Below are 17,834 nucleotides of genomic sequence, written 5' to 3'. Positions count from 1 at the left end.
TAATGTTGAAAAAATACTAGCGATAGACACTGTTTCTCCCCTTTCTAAGCAGCCATTCCTTCGCTGCATCACGCGCAAACCGATCGACATGAGTAGCGGCAACATCTTCTAAGATTGCCCCGCCGTTCTGCTGCACAATAATAGACTCGGCAGCAGTAGTTCTAACCCACCAGTTTTCATCAGTAAGAAGGATTAACAGATCATCTAAGAAGCGACTATCCTTTAATGGCTTGACCAATCTAGCAGCCATCATTCTCTCTTGCCAGCTTGACGCGTGCAAAGAGGGTTTGATTTTGTTCGCATTTGTAATATACCCGTACTTAACAAGAGATTTAAGAGCACGTATTCGAAATTCTGTGTCTTTAGAGTCTATGAAAGATTCAATTGTGGGCAAATACTTGTATTCTGCACTATCCCCCATGGCTTCAATAAGCGACAACTGAATCCATTGTGGAAACTCTTCTATTGTTCCAATAAAGCGGTCTAATAGATCTTCATCTAATCTTCCAAACAAGTCCAAATAATAAAAGGTAGGATATTCTTTTTCCTCATTTAATAGAATCGTATAGATGCGCTCATCCTGTAGATTCGCAAGTATGCGTAATACCTGAATAGACTCCAGTTCACTCGTGCGTTTTTCTTTATAAAGACTGACACATTGCTCAACTAGCGTGATCATACGAAACTTCTCAATCCGATGGAGGGTATTCATTCGTATACTCCATCGGTTATGAAGTAATCTTTTCTTGTAATAATCTTCAAGGGTTGTCTCAGCAAGTTCTTCAATTCTGCGTGAGGTATCGTTATCCCCTTTCATTAGAGAATAGTAGCGGGTCAGAACATCCTCAAAAGCTTCAATCATATAAGGTTCTTTCGGTAACTGGAGTTCTCCGTAGCCTTGCATATACGGGCTCATGTGCTCTAAGTAGTAAACTTTCCAATCTGCTTTCTTCTGTTCGAACCGGTTAGATCGAACTTTCTGACCTACAAGGAAGAGGAATAGGGCCGTTAAAGCAATAAAAAGAATTACAAACACTTGAAAAATAATAAAAACTGCACTCATATCTACATTCGCCTCAATCTTTCTCTTATAGCATTTTTTGAATTAACCTTCTAATTCTAGCTTCTAATTCGCCCATGCTAAATGGCTTTGTAATATAATCATCGGCACCAAGCTCTAAAGCTTTAACTATATCTTTTTCTGCTTTACGACCCGTCAGCATCATAACAGTGTATTGGTTTTGACTACTCTCCTTACGTAACTTGCGCAATACCTCAATCCCATCCATTCTTGGCATAATGCCATCAAGTAGAACAAGACAAGAAGAACCGGCTTTGTGCCAGCTATCTTCAAAGAAACTTTCTCCTTCACGATAGCTTTTCACTTCAATTTCATAATTTCCTTCTGGTTGAAGCTGTTGAAGTTGAGAAGTGAGTAATGTTCTGATAATTTCGTCATCATCAACAACAGCAATTCGAATCGTCTTAATAGGCTTTGTATTAGTTAAATCACTTTCATAAATAACCATTTGATTTCGCCCGTTTGCCTTTGCTCGATACAGCGCTTCATCCGCTTGATTTAATAGCTTTTTGTTGGAAGAAGAACCATCAATGTCAACGATCCCGCCAGAGAATGTAACAGAGAATCTTTCTTCTTTAACCCGAAATACTTTTGAACGAAATCCACTTAATAAACGTTGAAGAAATTTATCAGCCTGAATAGATGTTGTATCAGGTAAAATCAAGACAAATTCTTCACCACCGTATCGAATCAATGTATCAGTACGTCTTTTTTCATCCATAATAAATTTTGATAATTTTCTTAGCACCTGATCCCCAATTAAGTGACCGAAACGGTCGTTAATAGATTTAAAATGGTCTATATCAAAAATGGCTAATGAAGCTTTTTCCCCATTTCGGACAAGGTCATAGCGCATATAATTCAGTTGGCTATCAAGAAATTTCCGATTGTAGGCACCCGTCAATTCGTCTGTTAATACAGAATGAACAATGTTTTTTCTTTTGGAAATTTTCCCATTAACCCTTAATAAATATTCCTCTAAGGTTATATCTACATCAAAAAAGTCATCTGCTCCAAATCGATAACCGTCGATACGATTAGATATCGAATTTTCTGTATCTGTCATAATTAACGGAGTAAACTGTAGCTCTGCTTTTTCTCTAACTTCTTTGGCAATTCCTGATTTGTCTAATTTGATTAAAAGATAATCTACAATAATACAGTCAGGGTGCATATCGTATAAGGCCGTTTGCGCCTTTTTAAGGTCCATCGCTGCAAAGACGATGTATCCTTCCTTCTCAAGCTGAGCTTTCCGCTCAATTAACGTCATCGGATTTTGGTTGATAAGCATAATCATCTTCTGAACATTTGCTTCTTCATCCTTACCTTTGTTCTCAACAGCCGCTTCGAGAATTTCCTCCATCACACTATTTAATAATTGAGTTGTTTCTTCATTTGTTAGGGTTCTTTCGCTTTCTAAATCCATCTTCATCAGCAACTCTTCCGCTTTATCAGCGGATACTTTATATCCAACTGTCCCAGCAGTACCTTTAAACGTATGTAAAAACTTATATAATTCCATCTCTGTTATACTCTCATTTGCTGCTATCATCTCGTCATATTTCTCTTTCATATTAGAAACAAACTTCTTTTTATATTTCTCCAATGTAAAGCCTCCTCTTTCAAATAAGAGTGAATTTTGTCGAATTACTAAATACTCTCATCATAATTTAGTTTTAGATGTTCCACAACAAAGATTGTGTATTTTTTCCACATTTTATAAACTTCTATCTTTCGATTCATACCTTTCTACACCTTTTTTTATCATCGTATATATCAAAGTGAATCTTCCATTAACTAACAGCGAGGTTATGTTAATAAATTTAATAGAGTCTTATCTCATTGCAAACGACATTTGTTTACAAAGTTTACTTCCTTAGGTACACTAGTATCTATGCGAATTATTTACCCAGGTAAACAAAAGGAGATTAACATGATTTCAACAAGCGATATTTTTCATTCGTTAAATCAACAAGTGCGACACATCACAAAAGAAGTAAACGAGCTATTGAAAGAGTATAACTTGTATAGTTCACAATGGACGATTCTCTATTGTCTTGATCAATTCGGTCCTATGAAACAGACAGATATCTGGAAATACTTAAATGTTGAAGCGCCAACTACCACTCGTACTCTTGTTCGAATGGAACAAAATAACTGGATTAATCGAATGGAAGGTTCCGATAAGCGTGAACGCATTGTTAGTCTTACTCATGAGGCAGAAGGGCTTTTGCCTACCATAAAAGATTCTATTAAAGAGATGGAAGAATCCCTCCTTCAACACCTATCAACTGAAGAGCAGATTCACTTTTATCATCTTCTAAACAAAATAGGGCAACAGAAAGGAGAGAAAACACATGTCTAATAAACAACCGATTTGGACAAAAAGCTTTTTAAATATCTCAACTAGTAATCTATTTATCTTCATTGTTTTCTATGCACTTCTAACCTTACTCCCTATATACGTTACAGAGGAACTTGGCGGAAGCGAATCTCAAGCAGGTCTTATTATTACGATTTTCTTACTATCTGCTATTATTGTTCGCCCTTTCTCTGGAAAATTGATTGATCGGTTTGGCAAAAAGAAAATGCTCGTAACGAGTGCTTCTCTATTTGCTGCGGCTTCTTTTATCTATCCATTAGTAGACAACTATTATGCTTTACTCTTACTACGATTCTTTCACGGTGTATGGTTTAGTATTGTTACCACGGCAGCCGGAGCAATTGCTGCAGACACAATTCCAAGAGAACGACGTGGAGAAGGTTTGGGTTATTTCGCAATGTCTATGAACCTTGCAGTTGTTACTGGTCCCTTCCTCGCCCTAACGCTTCTTCAATATGTTTCATATATAACAATATTCCTTGTATTAAGTACCATAATGGTGATAGGGGTTCTTTGCACACTAGGCGTAAAAGCCATAGAAAATACCGAACCTATACCTAAGAAAAAATTATCATTTGATGATCTTTTCGAAATAAAATCATTCCCAATTGCAATCGTTGGACTCTTTGTTGCTTTCTCTTATGCAAGCGTCATTTCATTTATCTCTCTATACGCGAAATCAATCGGTCTTCTTGAAGCTGCGGGATTCTTTTTCGCAGTATTCGCTGTAGCTATGCTTGTCTCACGACCATTCACTGGCAGGATGTTTGATTTAAGAGGACCTAATACTGTCATTCTTCCTGCATTTGTTTTGTTTGCTCTTGGTCTCGTAACTCTTAGTTTTACAACACAAGCATGGATGTTACTTCTTGCAGGGGCATTGATCGGGTTAGGATACGGTTCGATTGTACCAAGCTTCCAAACACTTGCTATCCAAGCAGCTCCCGAATCAAGAAGCGCGCATGCAACGGCAACTTTTTTCACCTTTTTCGATACTGGAATCGCAACGGGGTCATTCGTACTCGGCATCATTGTGACTTCTCTCGGTTATGCTAATCTCTACATGATTCTAGGGCTCTTTGTGATTGGTATTCTGTTCTTCTATCAATGGATTCAGAAACAAAAAAGTTCGAGAAAACAACTTCGATCACAAACTAATTATTAAGGAAATGTATACCATAGCGATTTAATGGGTTGAAGTATAGTGAAAAAGTAAGCTATTATGGGAGAATCTTATTTTTTCATGAGAGCGAGTTGACAACAGTGCAAGTAATAGAAGCAATTAACGCGGTTCTTTGGGGACCCATAATGATTTCCCTCCTCCTTGGAACTGGGTTGTTTTTCACGATACGTCTTGGTTTTATCCAGTTTACAGGCTTAAAAGAAGGATTTCGCCAAACATTTGGGCCCCTGTTTTCAAAAAAGAAACAAAAAGGTATTTCGTCTTACCAGGCCCTCTCAACAGCCATTGCGGCTCAAGTAGGGACTGGGAATTTAGCCGGAGTAGCCACTGCTATTGCAGCTGGGGGACCAGGAGCTATTTTTTGGATGTGGATCTCTTCCTTTCTTGGTATGGCGACGATCTTTGCTGAAGCTGTACTAGCTCAGAAATTTCGCGTAAAAGAAAATGGGGTCGTAAAAGGTGGACCCGCTTACTATATTCGCGACGGTCTAGGTAGTAAAAAATTAGCCGCCTTCTTTGCGATTGCGATCATTTGTGCGCTTGGTTTTGTTGGGAATATGGTGCAATCTAATTCAATAGCCGAGGCTTTTCAAACCGCATTTCAAATTCCACCAATTGCGATCGGCATAGGTGTAGCGATTTTAATTAGTTTAATACTATTCGGTGGTATCAATCGAATTGCTCGATTTGCAGGCAATGTCGTTCCGATTATGGCGTTACTCTACATTATCGGAGCTCTTATCATTCTTGTCATACATTTCGATCAAGTACTTCCAGCACTATCACTTATCGTTGAATCGGCATTCACTCCAGAATCAGCTGGAGGCGGAGTGCTTGGTGCCTCGATAAAAGAAGCGATTCGGTACGGGGTTGCAAGAGGGCTATTCTCAAATGAAGCAGGTATGGGGTCAACACCTCATGCCCACGCAGTGGCAGAAGTGAAACACCCTGCACAGCAAGGATTTGTAGCTATGGTCGGTGTTCTCATCGATACCGTGATTATTTGTACCGTTACAGCACTCGTGATTCTTGTAACGGACGGGGCAAGTTCTAACCTTACTGGAATTGAATTAACGCAAGCTAGTTTCACTAGTGGCCTAGGGGGCTTTGGTGTTTACTTTATTGCATTTAGTCTTTTGTTCTTTAGTTTCACAACAATTTTAGGCTGGGCTTACTTTGGCGAAACAAATGTAAATTATTTATTTGGACAAAAAAGCGTCCCTTACTATCGTGGTGCTGTTCTTGTTTTCATCGTCCTAGGAACTGTTTTAAATGTGCCGTTCGTATGGCAGCTTGCCGATACATTTAATGCATTCATGGTGTTGCCCAACGTCATTGCCCTGATCGCTTTAAGTAGCGTCGTAAAAAAATCATATAAAGAGCTTTCTCAATAAAAAAAGCGATGCAGCTGCATCGCTTTTTTCTATCTATCTGCACTTAGATGAGAGTTGATATTCAGACTGCGGATCACGATTTCATCGCCAGCCACATCAAGGATATTTATTCCTGTATTATCTTGAAAGATGCGACGATAGTTGGCAAAAGGCATCCCAAGTACCCCTGCTAGAAAGAAACGAATCGTGTTGTTGTGCGCAACAACGAGCACCGTTTCACCGGAATGCTTTTCACTTATTTCCTTAAAAAAAGATGACGCTCTTTCATACATTTCACGAGCCGTTTCACCCGTTCGCCCCGCTCTTGTTTCCCATGGGTTAGCCATCCAATTATCCCATGAGTCAGGATCTTCTTTAATAAACTCCGCTTTCGATCGACCTTCCCACTCTCCAAAATCACCTTCATAGATCCGTTCATCTATTTGAATCGGCAAATCTCGTTCTCCTAAAATGAGTTCAGCTGTATGACGTGCACGTATTAATGGAGAAGCATAAGCTCGATCAAACGAAACCGAACTTAGAAAGTCGCCTGCATTCTTCGCTTGAGTGGCTCCCTCCGTAGAAAGTCCAATATCTGTTCGTCCACAATAAAGATCTCCTGCTGCATTCCATTCACTTTCACCATGTCGTACAAGATAAATACGCGTATGACTTTGTTTCGTTGCTTTATTTATACTCTTATTGGTCACTACTTGCTCACTCTCTCCTACACAAATTCTAACCTTCATTATGGCTATCGTATCGAGAGGATGCAAGTGGAAGAAAATGTTTCTATTTCTCATTACACAAGAAATCCGCTAGCTATATGCCAGCGGATAATCATCTATAAAGCGGCCTGTAAACCAGCCTGATTTAGAAAGTTCCACGGTTTATTAAAATGTGGTTGGAAAAAGAAATCGATGTATCCTAATTCATCTATAGTCATTTTGTTTTGAATACAAACAGAGAGTGTATTAATTGATTGCGTTACGTCTGCTTTAGAGATTACTTGAGCTCCAAGAATTCTCCTCGTATCCACTTCATAAACCACCTTCAGTGTGATCACTTCATAATCTGGCATAAACTCTGGACGATTGTTTTCTTTTATTGTGATTGTTTTCACATTCTTACCCACACTAATAGCTGCCCTCTCGGTTAAACCAGTAGAAGCCATACTGTGATCAAAAAGGTGTAAACCAGATGTCCCCTGAGTGCCCATATATCTGATCGTTGGTTTCATAATGTTCTGTCCAACGAGGGTACCCATTCGAACAGCATTTGTAGCTAAAGGAATATACGCATTTTCACCAGTAGGATTGTATTGTATAGCACAGCTATCGCCAGCAGCAAAAATATTTTCCTTACTTGTTCTCATATATTCATCTACAATAATGGCCCCGTTTGGCATCATCTCTATCTGCCCTTTAAGAAGATCTGTGTTCGGACGAAAGCCTACAGAAAGAATAACGAGATCTGCTTCATATTCTCCACGGGTTGTCACAACTTTAGAGACGTGTTCCTCTCCTTCAAAACGAGTCACTGTTTCGTTAAGCGCAAGACGAATGCCACGAGTCTTGAAGTCCTCTTCAATTATATCTGTAAACTCTGGATCAAGATACTTACTTAAGATACGGTCTTCTCCATCAATTAAGGTTACTTCTTTTCCATATTTCTGAAAAGCCTCTACTAACTCAACTCCAATATAGCCTGCCCCAATAACGGTAACGCGTTTAGCTTCCTTTGCTCGTTCGATAATTGTATTAGCTTGGGTATAGTTTTTTGATAAAAGGATATTATTAAGTTGAATTCCTTCAATAGGCGGAATAATCGGCCATGATCCTGTCGCCATCACAAGCTTATCGTAATCATCCTCAAACACTTCTTTTGTATTCAAATTCTTAACGCTAATACGATTGTTTATAGAATCAATATCTAATACTTCATGCTTCATTTTCATTGTGACACCCATCTCTTCTAACTTCTCAGGAGATGAATAGAATAAACCTTTTGGATCTTTTACAACTCCTCCAACATAAAGAGCAATTCCGCAAGATAAGAAAGAGACATTATCATTACGCTCATAAACCGTAATATCTGCTTCAGGATAACGTGTTGCTATATTCGTAACTGCGGCCGTTCCGGCATGTGTACATCCAACAACTGCTACTTTCATCAATAATTCCTCCTTGTATAATTGTGAATTATTTCACATAAAAGGACGCAATCATGTGATGTGTTTCACAATTTCTATATTGTAATTATATGTTCCTTTTGTATTAATTGCAATAAGTTTGTTCAATGTTTCACAATAAATTTTAAACACAAAGTCGTCTTACTATCACATACCTTCCTATCGCGTTACGATAATGATAGAAGGTTAATACTACTTAATAAAGCGGAAGGAGTCTGACCATGGTTACATTAAGCATTCTTGATCAAGTCCCTATACCTTCAGGGAGTGATGCCTATAAAACACTTGAGCATACGCGTGAACTCGCACGTACTGCAGAAGCTCTTGGATACTACCGATACTGGTTTGCAGAACACCATAGTACAAAAGGGCTTGCCAGCACCTCTCCAGAGATTATGATGTCTCACATCGCAGCCTCAACCTTTAATATCAAGGTAGGCTCTGGTGGTGTCCTGCTTCCACAATATAGTCCATTCAAAGTGGCAGAGAATTTCCGACAACTAGAAGCTCTTCATCCAGGACGTGTTGACCTTGGAGTCGGCCGTTCACCCGGTGGTACAGCAAAAACACGATTAGCTTTAACAGATGGCATTAATAAAAGCTTGAATGAATTCCCACGTCAATTAGAAGAGCTCTCCCACTACTTGACTGACTCTATGCCGAGAGGACACGAGTTTGCCGGCATAAAAGCAGCTCCTCAAACCGACTCACCCCCTTCTCTTTGGCTATTAGGTATGGGTGAGAATAGTGCTAAAAAAGCAGCAGAATTGGGCATTGGCTATGTCTTTGGGCATTTTATTAAACCTGATCGAGGTAAAAACGCCCTCCAAACTTACTATCAACTGTTCCAACCTACTTATTATAGTCCTTCTCCTTCAGCTATTATTGCCCTATTCGTCGTATGTGGAGAAACTGACGAAGAGGCGGAAGAACTTGCTTTAAGTCAGGATCTCTGGCTTCTGCGAGTAGAAAAAGGTCTTGATAGTCGAGTGCCATCCATTGACGAAGCTAAACAGCACCGTTATACAGTAACGGAAGAAGAACGAATAAAAAATAATCGAAAACGAATGATAATCGGATCTAGAGAAACAGTAAAGAAGAAAATCGACGAATTAGCCGAACACTATCAAACTGAAGAATTCATGGTTCTCACAAACATACATGATTTTGATGAGCGAAGAAAATCATATGAGCGTCTTGCACATATTTATTTATAAGGCGATTACTCAACATGTTTTTAGGTGTTACTCAAATAAAAGCCCCTACTTCTCAATGAAGTAGGGGCTTTTACCGTTATTCAGTTAATTCGGATCGATGCCGTATTCGATAAAATTCATAGAAATTCTTAACGATGACCTTAATGACGGAGTAAAGTGGAATAGCAATCAGCATCCCAATGAACCCATATAAAGCCGCTGCTACAATTAGTAGTAAAATGATGGTTAAAGGGTGTATGTTTAACCTTTTACCTAAGACAACAGGCGCTACCAGGTTTCCTTCTAACTGTTGAACAACTATCGTAATAATAATCACATACAAGGCTAACATCGGTTCTTGTGTTAAAGCGACAACCAGAGCAGGTATCACACCAATAATTGGTCCGAAAAATGGGACCACTGCTGTGATCATCACAAATAGTCCTAATATTAATGCATAAGGTAGTCCAATGATTAAATAACCAACATACATTAGGACACCGTCTACGATTGCTACAATAATTTGTCCGATAATATAGGCCGATAAAGTTTTATCAACCTTATGAAGGATCTGTTCTCCTTCACCCTGATGTTTATTTGGAATAAATCTTAGGAGAAATGGGCTTAATTTATGATCATCTTTAAGAAAATAGAATAAGACAAAAGGTACGATTACAAGGACTGTCGTAGCACTTGTTAATGCACTCACAACCTGCATAATATGATCACCGAGGCTTTGCGTTAAATTACCTAAATAGCTCGTTGCTTTTTGTTGAAGGTTTTCTACAGAAAGCATCCCCATATCATTTTTCTCCATCATTTTCTCAGCTTCTTTTGCTGATTCTTTCAGCTTCTCAGGCAACTCCTTCGAAAACTCTGAAACCTGACTCTGAATCGGATTTGCTAGAAAAGTGAATCCAGTATAGAGGATACCCGCAATCCCTATAAACACAATTAAAATCGCGACAATATCTGATACAAATGGAATCTTTTTTAATAACTTAACAATAGGCTTGATTGCATAATACAAAAAACCAGCAATTAGTACTGGATAAAACAATGTACCTATAATTGTTTTCACCGGTTTCAATAAATCTAATTCTGTCAAAAAGAAAAAACAGATTAATAATAGAATAATACCTGTTATATACTTGAAGAAATCATGTCTAATCCACATTGGCCGTCTCCTTTGTTTTTATTCATTTCACTCTCATCCCTATACCACTCAACACTCTTTTACTAACTTGATTTCCACAAAAAGTTTCCGATTCCAGGGGATCTAAAAAGGAACCTCTCTCGTAAATATTGTTTCTATAAGAGTGAGGGGTGATTCCCTCTCCAATCAGCTAAATATGGTTTTAAATACAAAACTACCATCTTTTAGGAATGAACCAAAATATAACGATAAAATGTCTCACGACTAACAAAAGAGAGCCGGAATACTCCAGCCCTCTTTTCTGGTTATAACAACGTTAGGATTCCCCCTAGATTCTTGCTTGTTTCTTTACGATCTAATCTTGTTTGAGCTCTTTTTTGGGCTAGCTCGTTAAGCTGCTTTTCCCCTTCAGTTTCCGGCTGAATTCCAGGTACTTTCATTGGTCTACCGTCGAGAAGGGCTACAAACGTAATAAAACACGTCGCTGCTATACGATTGGCACCCGTTAAAAGGTGTTCGGCGTTTACTTTCACAAAAACTTCCATTGAGCTTTTACCTGTCCATATGACAAAAGCTTCATAATGAATCGAATCCTCTTCCGTTATAGGATGTAAAAACTCCACCGTATCCATAGACACTGTCACGCATTCTAGACGAGAATGCCTTGTCGCCGCGATTGATGCTAGCATATCCATATCGGCAAGGAGTTTACCCCCAAATAATGTTCCATGGCTGTTAAGGTCAGGCGGAAAAATACGGCTGCTCTTATACACTCTTGATTCGCTTACATTCTTTTTCATATCATCTCTCCTTTTCTAAACAATAAAAAATGCATACTCTTTTCATAAGAGCATGCATAACAAATAGACTTTTCCCAGTCTTCTCCGTTACACCCCCCTATCGTCCGTAGGTCAATCAGTGCTTTAGAAAAGGCAGGTCTCCTGGCTTGAAGCTTTGTTGAACGAATGCCCCTTCCCTATCATTGATAAGTGGGGTAACGCACCGTCCTTACTTCTTACAGTGGCGGGACCGCATTGGATTTTCACCAATTTCCCTATTAAGTACTGGAATCAGTACACCTTTTCCATTTTATTCAATTGTACTTCTCTATTCTTCATGCCGGGGATCCAAAAGTCAATACCATTCGTTAATCAAACGTTTGTTTAACTATTTATACCTTAAACAAACGTTTATTTAATGATTTTTCCGCCTGCAGAGGAACCAATTAATTAGAATGCAACAAAAAAAAGACGCCTTCACAGCGCCTTTATTTATTCGTCGGTTGAATCCTCAACCATTTGTTTTAATTCAGATAAACTAGTTCCGTCAAAACGCTTACCATCTACAAATAAGGTAGGCGTTTCTGAAACATTCTTTTTATTTGCATAAGCAAGGTCAGCTTCTACTCGTTTCTCACCTGCACCACTCTTATAGGCTTTAACAACTCTGTCCGTTTCTTCTTCACTAACTAGACCACTAAGGGTTTTCGTTAAGAAAGATTCAGTTAAAACATCTTTCGTCTCAGATCCTTTTTTATGTTTGTCATACAGAACATGATGAAATTGCCAAAATACATCATTACCTAATTCTTGATAAACAACCTCAGCAAATTCAGCAGCCCTCGTGGAATCTTTATAGAGGAACGGATAATGGACAAAGTAAAATTTTGCTTTCTCAGTTGCTAATAATTCCTCTTGGATTTTTGGAAGCAAAGATTCATTAAAGGATTGACATGAAGAGCATTTATAATCACCAAATTGCACAATTTCAACTGGCGCTGTTTCCTCACCCAAGTGCGGTTGAGAATCTAATTTAAATCCTTTTGTATTTGCAAATGGATGAAACAGAAAGTTAATAAACAAAAATAGAATAACGAGTCCCGCAAATAATAATAACCATCTGGCACCCGGTTTTAACTTCTTTTTTGGTTTAGCCATTCAGTCACTTCCTCTTTAATCCTTTGTTACTTTCTCCTGATCGATCTTAAACGACCAACCTTTTCTCTTAAGGTATGTTGAAAGACTATATGGACCGCCGCCTCCTAGAAATAAAGACACTGACATAGCTAGAAAAGCAATGTCTAGTTCATAACCGCCCAGCATTCCAGTTGATCTCTTTACAAAGAGAAGAGCTCCTAATAAAATCATGGAAAACAGTACGCTGACAATTCGCGTTCCTAAGCCGAGAATCATCAAAACTCCTCCAGTTAACTCAACTATAGCCACAACATAAGCAAGAAAACCAGAAATACCGATTGTCTCAAAAAAAGCTACTGTATTCGTGATCCCTTCAGAAAACTTTAAAAAACCATGAGCAAAAAAAAGCATACCTACGACCAATCGAATTGTTAACAACCCGAGATGGGGATAGGTTTTCATTATTGATCCTCCCCAGATACTAACATTATTTGACACCGTTCGACACAGTTATCCAACTAAACGTTATCATAATGAATGCCTACATTGCAAAAGGATGAAGACCTATTTCTGCCCCCTTGCGAGTGTGGAATGCCGTATGATTTGATTGATCACTTCCGAAAATACTAACCCTACTGCAATGGATCCCGATATCATAAATGCTCTGGCTGCAAGGTTAATGGCACTATTGTAATCATTTTGAACGAAATTCCTCATCGCATCGTAAGCCAGACCACCTGGAACAAGCGGAATAATCCCCGCTACACTAAATATAATGACTGGTGTCCGATACACCTTTGCAAAAACCTGACTAATAACAGCGATGACAAATGAGGCTGTTACAGTGGCGATGACAGCATCAATACCTGATGCCTCCATTCCGTAATAAATCATCCAGCCACACATGCCAACAAACCCGCCTTTAATAAGGGAGGATTTAGGAGCGTTAAATAATAATCCAAACGCTGCACTTGCCACAAAGCTCGTCAAAACCTGAGCAATAATTGTCATAATTGTCCTCCCTTTCTATAAAAATGATACAACAAGGGCAATGCCTGCTCCAATCGCAAATGCGGTAAGAAAGGCTTCTGCGCCTTTAGATAGGCCAGATATTAAATGCCCCGCCATTAAATCCCTTACAGCATTCGTGATTAATAGACCAGGAACAAGTGGCATCACTGAACCAATAATAATTTTATCAAGTTGCCCACCGATTCCAGTAGACACAAAAAGGACAGCGAGTAATCCTATGACAAATGAAGCAAGGAACTCTGAGAAGAATTTTATCGGTACAAGGCGGTTAAATAGTGAAACACTATAAAAGCCACCTCCCCCTGCAAGAACTGCCGGAAGAAAATCTCCCCACTCCCCTTGAAACATAATTAGAAAACAACCGCTTGCAATCGCAGCAGCAACTAACTGCTTAGGAAATGTATACCGCTCGGTCATTTTATCCAATTGGTCAAGCTCTTCATAAGCTTCCTTAATCGAAAGACCACCGCTGCTAATTCTCCTCGATATACTATTTACCTTCGTTACTTTATCTAAATCCGTCGTGCGCTCTGAAATGCGCATCAACTGTGTTTTGGAAGGTTCAGGACCTTCTAAAGAGAAAATAATCCCAGTAGGGGTTACGTAACTATTCGAATGCGTTGCCCCATAAGCGTCCGCAATTCTAGTCATCGTATCTTCTACACGGTAAGTTTCACCGCCATTTTGCAGCATTACCTTTCCAGCCAAAAGGCATACTTGAATAATGTCATAGGCATAACTCGTTTGATTTTCCATACGTCGCTCCTGACAACCGTGAAGTATTCATTGTTCGTTGTTTCTTAGTTTATATGAACCTACTTATGTTTATCAAATGTAATATAAAAAGAAGACGATCATTTTGATTGTCACTTTAACAAAAAGGCTATGTTAGCTTATACTGTTGATTCCCGATTTTAGGCTCATTAATATAGCCAAAAAAAATGAGGCTGGGACATAAATAGCCTAAATTACTGAAAAAAAGGTCCCGTTCATCGGTTTTTGATGAACGGGACCTTTTTTGGCGTGTTTGTTCCTATTCTTTTTAGCTTTGTCGGTAATCATGGCGGTGTACTTTCTCAAGTTCACCGCCATGAGCGCAAAGCCTAATTCATTTTTGACTTTTTCTTTGCCCCTAACGGACATTCGAGTAAAACCCAAATTAGCCTTCAGAAATCCAAAAACTGGTTCTACGTCAATTTTCCGTTGACCGTAGATTTTTCCCGTTTTTTCTTCTGAAAGCAGTTCTCGAATGATTTTCTTTTGCTCTTCCCATTGGGCATTATAATAGATCTTGCGATTGTTCCCTTCCTGCGCTTTGGTACACTGCGAACGAAGAGGACAATCTGAACAGTCATCACATTCATAAACCCTGAATTCCCGTGTGAAACCTCCACGATCGGTTCGATGAGAGAGGTGACGGAACATCAACTGTTGTCCGTTCGGACATATGAACGAATCCCTTTCCTCGTTGTAGGCCCAGTTGGCTGTGTTGAATTCATTCTGCTTGAAACGCTTCTTTTTCTCGGTGCGATAGGTACTGTATGTTATCAGTGGCTTGCGCTCACGATTCTTCAAAACATCCTTATAATTTTCTTCGCTTCCATAACCGGCATCGGCGACGATATAGTCAGGGAGTGTAAAAAAGTCGTTCTCGATATGGTCGAGAAAGGGACGTAATGTACGTGTATCCGTCGGGTTTGGAAAGATATCGTAAGCGAGCGTATATTGTCCTTCTGTCGCAATTTGGAGATTGTAACCAGCTTTTAATTGACCGTTTTTCATGTGATCTTCTTTCATGCGCATGAAAGTGGCATCGTGATCAGTCTTCGAATAACTGTTGCGTTCTTCGAAAATGGCCATGTCGGTCTCGTATTTCTGTTTGCGCCCTACGATATCTTTCAACTGCTTGAGGGATTGCTTCGGCCCTTTTCGCTCGGACCGAAGTTTTTTTCGCTCGTTTACCTCTTCACTGGCGTCAATCTTCTCACTCAATTCCTCCACCTTATCTTCCAGCTTTTCTTCGATTTTTAAAAGCTCTTCAATGGAGAGTTGTTCCGGATTTTCTCGCTTGATCTCAGGAATAATTTCGTTTTCAACCAACTCATCATACATTTGGTTCGATTTTTCGATCAGACTGGCACTATACCTTTCAACAGACTTGCGCCAAACAAACGTAAATTTATTGGCGTTCGCCTCAATTTTGGTTCCATCAATAAAAATCGCTTCCTGATCAATCGCCTCTTCTTTAACCAAATGACATCGAAACTGAACGAAGCACTCGCGAAGAAGCTCCATAGCTTCGGGATGGACACGGAAGCGATTGATCGTACGGTAACTCGGTTCATAACCTTGAGACAACCACATCATGCGAACGCTATCGTAAAGAAGGGCTTCAATCTTTCTTCCTGAAAAAACCGATTGCGTGTACGCACATAGAATCACTTTCATCATCATACGTGGATGATAAGAGGGACATCCTGTATCGCGTAAAAAACGTGAGAAAGCTTCATCTGGAATCTGTTCGACCAGGTCGTGAACGGCATAGGCAATATCATTTTCTTGAAGTTTCATTCCTAAATCCATAGGTAAAATCACTTGATTCATGTTATACTCTTTAAACATAAGGGCACCTCCGATGGTTATTGTGTGGTAACTTTAATTTTATCAGATGGTGTCCTTATTTTCTTATTAAAATGAGATGAAAAACATAAAAAGAGTGGCCCGCGAACAACTACGTTGTTCGCGGGCCACTCTTTTTTTAATTTACCGGGTTTTGTCCCAGCCTCATTGTTGAGACACTCTTTGCATTTTAGAATAAATCGACATATAGGTATTCGATTCCTCCACTTTACCCATCTCACGATATACCTTCGTCAACCACTGAACAGGGGTTGGGTCCGTTGGATGCAGCTCCATCTCCCAATCGAAGCAGGTAATTGCTTCATCATATTGTTTAAGTTTATGGTAGAGCTTACCTAGCTGAAATTGCTTATCTGGATCATCTTGAATATCCGCCATTGTTTGTAGCGTTGATAGGATAGAGAGATCTTGGTTTTTCTCGAATAAAGGCTTCACCCAGCTATAGACGTATCCCAATCCAAATTCATGCAGCATCCTAGGGATAAGTGCTTGAAGTAAACCATCTAGATAAGGACGATTTTCTTTACGTTCCAAACAGCTTTGAAGGGAAGGATAATCAAAGGTTTTGAAATTTGTAGTCTCATCTTGAAATGCACTTAGAAGAAGGTCATATTCACTTTGGGTGATTTCACCTTTTCGTTCTGTCATTAATTGAATGGCTTCACTTGTTTTATTTAAATACATTAGAGCTTGAAAAGCATTGTTTCTTAGAGTTTTATGGTGAGGTGCTTCTGCATACATCAATGATAGCAGACGGGCTCGCTCAGATTCAGAGAGCGTAACATCGATGAGAGATAGTGGGTCCAGATCATCCTCTTCAGGTGATTGGAGATAGAGGTAAAGGCGTAAAGCGGATCGTTCAATAACACGTTTTTCTTTACGAAGGATTGATTCAAGGTAGGCTTGATGTGCTTGAAGGTCATCATAAGCCTGAATTTCAGCAAAAAGCGGATCCACTTCTTTAAGACCATCATGATCTCCTTCATAGAAGCTTCTAACTTTTTGATATTCTAATTTCCGCGATAGTTCGATCGCCCATTTATTTGTTGGATCGAAATAAAGCATCACAGCTAAAATTTGAAACGCCATCCGTAATTGGCCATTTCTGCGGTAGTCATAAAAATGCTTTCGCATTAATTTAATAATGGTTTCGGTTGAGAGAAATGAATCAAAATAAGAAAAGATAAAGGATGTTTCTTGAGGGGTGTACCGTTTCTGTACAGATTGAAAGACTTGCTTTGTAGATTTAAGATGAAGTGTTCGATCAGATAGAAAGTGATCAATAAGCGGGTGAGGTGCTTGGAGTACGATCCCTTTCTGGAAAGCTTTCTCAATAAGAGATCCATTTTTAACTTCTGCCGTTTTCCCAGTAATGAAATCATCTTTATAAAAGAAAAGGTAGAAGTTACTTCCATCTGTCTTCTTAGCTTCTATAATCTTCATTCTTTGATGAATTACGAGTCGCTCAACACGTAATTGGACTTGTCGTTGATTCGAGATAACAGTAACACGTTGTGGTTGCTCGATCATTAAAATCCCTCCCGGGCAGAGCTGATTTTTAAACCTTCCACCTTTATTTTACCACTCCATTCATCAGGAAGAAAGTGATCATTCTTGAGCTTACAGAAGCTGCTAAAATAAACGATTAGTTAAACCTGCTTTAGACAATTTAAGGATGAAGCT

16 protein-coding genes and 1 riboswitch are annotated in these 17,834 nt (G+C 39.1%); of the genes, 4 read left to right on the top strand and 12 right to left on the bottom strand.

Annotation, left to right across the window (positions count from 1 at the left end; translation table 11 throughout):
• Window positions 1–16: 16 nt before the first annotated feature.
• Window positions 17–1,063 (bottom strand): HEAT repeat domain-containing protein, encoded by a 1,047-nt coding sequence (locus AC0VYH_RS02065; protein WP_475366423.1) that lies wholly within the window; start codon window positions 1,061–1,063, stop codon window positions 17–19.
• A 25-nt stretch (window positions 1,064–1,088) separates the two neighbouring features.
• Window positions 1,089–2,687, bottom strand: coding sequence for a GGDEF domain-containing response regulator (locus tag AC0VYH_RS02060; protein ID WP_475373225.1), 1,599 nt, complete (start codon window positions 2,685–2,687; stop codon window positions 1,089–1,091).
• Between the two features lie 327 nt (window positions 2,688–3,014).
• On the opposite strand from AC0VYH_RS02060, the gene AC0VYH_RS02055 reads away from it, so the two are divergent.
• From AC0VYH_RS02055 to AC0VYH_RS02045, 3 genes are all read left to right on the top strand, one after another.
• Entirely contained in the window at window positions 3,015–3,446 is a 432-nt protein-coding gene (locus tag AC0VYH_RS02055) for a MarR family winged helix-turn-helix transcriptional regulator (RefSeq protein ID WP_475366421.1), read from the top strand.
• The gene (locus AC0VYH_RS02050) at window positions 3,439–4,629 is read left to right on the top strand and encodes an MFS transporter (RefSeq protein WP_430241604.1); all 1,191 of its coding nucleotides are present in this window, start codon (window positions 3,439–3,441) and stop codon (window positions 4,627–4,629) included. The genes AC0VYH_RS02055 and AC0VYH_RS02050 overlap by 8 nt, the downstream gene beginning before the upstream one ends.
• Window positions 4,630–4,727: 98 nt before the next feature.
• Window positions 4,728–6,041 (top strand): alanine/glycine:cation symporter family protein, encoded by a 1,314-nt coding sequence (locus AC0VYH_RS02045; protein ID WP_475367444.1) that lies wholly within the window; start codon window positions 4,728–4,730, stop codon window positions 6,039–6,041.
• Window positions 6,042–6,070: 29 nt separating this feature from the next.
• Here the strand turns inward: AC0VYH_RS02045 and AC0VYH_RS02040 are convergent, their stop codons facing one another.
• Window positions 6,071–6,730, bottom strand: coding sequence for a histidine phosphatase family protein (locus AC0VYH_RS02040; RefSeq protein ID WP_475366419.1), 660 nt, complete (start codon window positions 6,728–6,730; stop codon window positions 6,071–6,073).
• A 134-nt stretch (window positions 6,731–6,864) separates the two neighbouring features.
• The gene (locus AC0VYH_RS02035) at window positions 6,865–8,193 is read right to left on the bottom strand and encodes a CoA-disulfide reductase (RefSeq protein WP_475373224.1); all 1,329 of its coding nucleotides are present in this window, start codon (window positions 8,191–8,193) and stop codon (window positions 6,865–6,867) included.
• A 239-nt stretch (window positions 8,194–8,432) separates the two neighbouring features.
• Between AC0VYH_RS02035 and AC0VYH_RS02030 the strand changes: the two genes are divergently transcribed.
• Entirely contained in the window at window positions 8,433–9,428 is a 996-nt protein-coding gene (locus AC0VYH_RS02030; RefSeq protein WP_475366417.1) for an LLM class flavin-dependent oxidoreductase, read from the top strand.
• Between the two features lie 76 nt (window positions 9,429–9,504).
• Here AC0VYH_RS02030 and AC0VYH_RS02025 read toward each other — a convergent pair whose 3' ends face one another.
• The 8 genes from AC0VYH_RS02025 to AC0VYH_RS01990 form a co-directional block, all read right to left on the bottom strand.
• Complete coding sequence (locus tag AC0VYH_RS02025) at window positions 9,505–10,584, bottom strand: AI-2E family transporter (RefSeq protein ID WP_475366416.1); 1,080 nt, start codon at window positions 10,582–10,584, stop codon at window positions 9,505–9,507.
• A gap of 284 nt (window positions 10,585–10,868) precedes the next feature.
• A complete protein-coding gene (locus AC0VYH_RS02020) occupies window positions 10,869–11,363 on the bottom strand; it encodes an acyl-CoA thioesterase (protein WP_430241612.1) in 495 nt (164 codons plus the stop codon).
• Window positions 11,364–11,477: 114 nt separating this feature from the next.
• Window positions 11,478–11,661, bottom strand: a riboswitch (cobalamin riboswitch).
• Window positions 11,662–11,834: 173 nt separating this feature from the next.
• Window positions 11,835–12,500, bottom strand: a complete 666-nt coding sequence (locus AC0VYH_RS02015) for a DsbA family protein (protein WP_430241614.1) — start codon at window positions 12,498–12,500, stop codon at window positions 11,835–11,837.
• A gap of 15 nt (window positions 12,501–12,515) precedes the next feature.
• The gene (locus AC0VYH_RS02010) at window positions 12,516–12,941 is read right to left on the bottom strand and encodes a DoxX family protein (protein WP_475366415.1); all 426 of its coding nucleotides are present in this window, start codon (window positions 12,939–12,941) and stop codon (window positions 12,516–12,518) included.
• Between the two features lie 102 nt (window positions 12,942–13,043).
• Window positions 13,044–13,490 carry a threonine/serine exporter family protein gene (locus AC0VYH_RS02005; protein WP_194222355.1) on the bottom strand — a complete coding sequence of 149 codons (447 nt, stop codon included), beginning with the start codon at window positions 13,488–13,490 and terminating at the stop codon, window positions 13,044–13,046.
• A gap of 15 nt (window positions 13,491–13,505) precedes the next feature.
• Window positions 13,506–14,267, bottom strand: a complete 762-nt coding sequence (locus AC0VYH_RS02000) for a threonine/serine exporter family protein (RefSeq protein ID WP_475366414.1) — start codon at window positions 14,265–14,267, stop codon at window positions 13,506–13,508.
• A 207-nt stretch (window positions 14,268–14,474) separates the two neighbouring features.
• The gene (locus AC0VYH_RS01995) at window positions 14,475–16,133 is read right to left on the bottom strand and encodes an IS1182 family transposase (RefSeq protein ID WP_475373223.1); all 1,659 of its coding nucleotides are present in this window, start codon (window positions 16,131–16,133) and stop codon (window positions 14,475–14,477) included.
• A 162-nt stretch (window positions 16,134–16,295) separates the two neighbouring features.
• On the bottom strand, window positions 16,296–17,681 hold the full coding sequence (locus AC0VYH_RS01990; RefSeq protein ID WP_430241620.1) for a tetratricopeptide repeat protein: 1,386 nt from the start codon (window positions 17,679–17,681) through the stop codon (window positions 16,296–16,298).
• Window positions 17,682–17,834: the final 153 nt, after the last annotated feature.

This window comes from Anaerobacillus sp. QJM3NY_32 (assembly GCF_056173645.1).
Note: the sequence above shows the minus strand (reverse complement) of the source record. Positions and strands in the feature narration are given on the sequence as shown.

Coding starts and splice junctions, on each gene's coding strand:
- AC0VYH_RS02065 (WP_475366423.1), bottom strand. CDS start 1,063: ATGAGTGCAGTTTTTATTATTTTTCAAGTGTTTGTAATTCTTTTTATT.
- AC0VYH_RS02055 (WP_475366421.1), top strand. CDS start 3,015: ATGATTTCAACAAGCGATATTTTTCATTCGTTAAATCAACAAGTGCGA.
- AC0VYH_RS02050 (WP_430241604.1), top strand. CDS start 3,439: ATGTCTAATAAACAACCGATTTGGACAAAAAGCTTTTTAAATATCTCA.
- AC0VYH_RS02035 (WP_475373224.1), bottom strand. CDS start 8,193: ATGAAAGTAGCAGTTGTTGGATGTACACATGCCGGAACGGCCGCAGTT.
- AC0VYH_RS02030 (WP_475366417.1), top strand. CDS start 8,433: ATGGTTACATTAAGCATTCTTGATCAAGTCCCTATACCTTCAGGGAGT.
- AC0VYH_RS02025 (WP_475366416.1), bottom strand. CDS start 10,584: ATGTGGATTAGACATGATTTCTTCAAGTATATAACAGGTATTATTCTA.
- AC0VYH_RS02020 (WP_430241612.1), bottom strand. CDS start 11,363: ATGAAAAAGAATGTAAGCGAATCAAGAGTGTATAAGAGCAGCCGTATT.
- AC0VYH_RS02015 (WP_430241614.1), bottom strand. CDS start 12,500: ATGGCTAAACCAAAAAAGAAGTTAAAACCGGGTGCCAGATGGTTATTA.
- AC0VYH_RS02010 (WP_475366415.1), bottom strand. CDS start 12,941: ATGAAAACCTATCCCCATCTCGGGTTGTTAACAATTCGATTGGTCGTA.
- AC0VYH_RS02005 (WP_194222355.1), bottom strand. CDS start 13,490: ATGACAATTATTGCTCAGGTTTTGACGAGCTTTGTGGCAAGTGCAGCG.
- AC0VYH_RS02000 (WP_475366414.1), bottom strand. CDS start 14,267: ATGGAAAATCAAACGAGTTATGCCTATGACATTATTCAAGTATGCCTT.
- AC0VYH_RS01995 (WP_475373223.1), bottom strand. CDS start 16,133: ATGTTTAAAGAGTATAACATGAATCAAGTGATTTTACCTATGGATTTA.
- AC0VYH_RS01990 (WP_430241620.1), bottom strand. CDS start 17,681: ATGATCGAGCAACCACAACGTGTTACTGTTATCTCGAATCAACGACAA.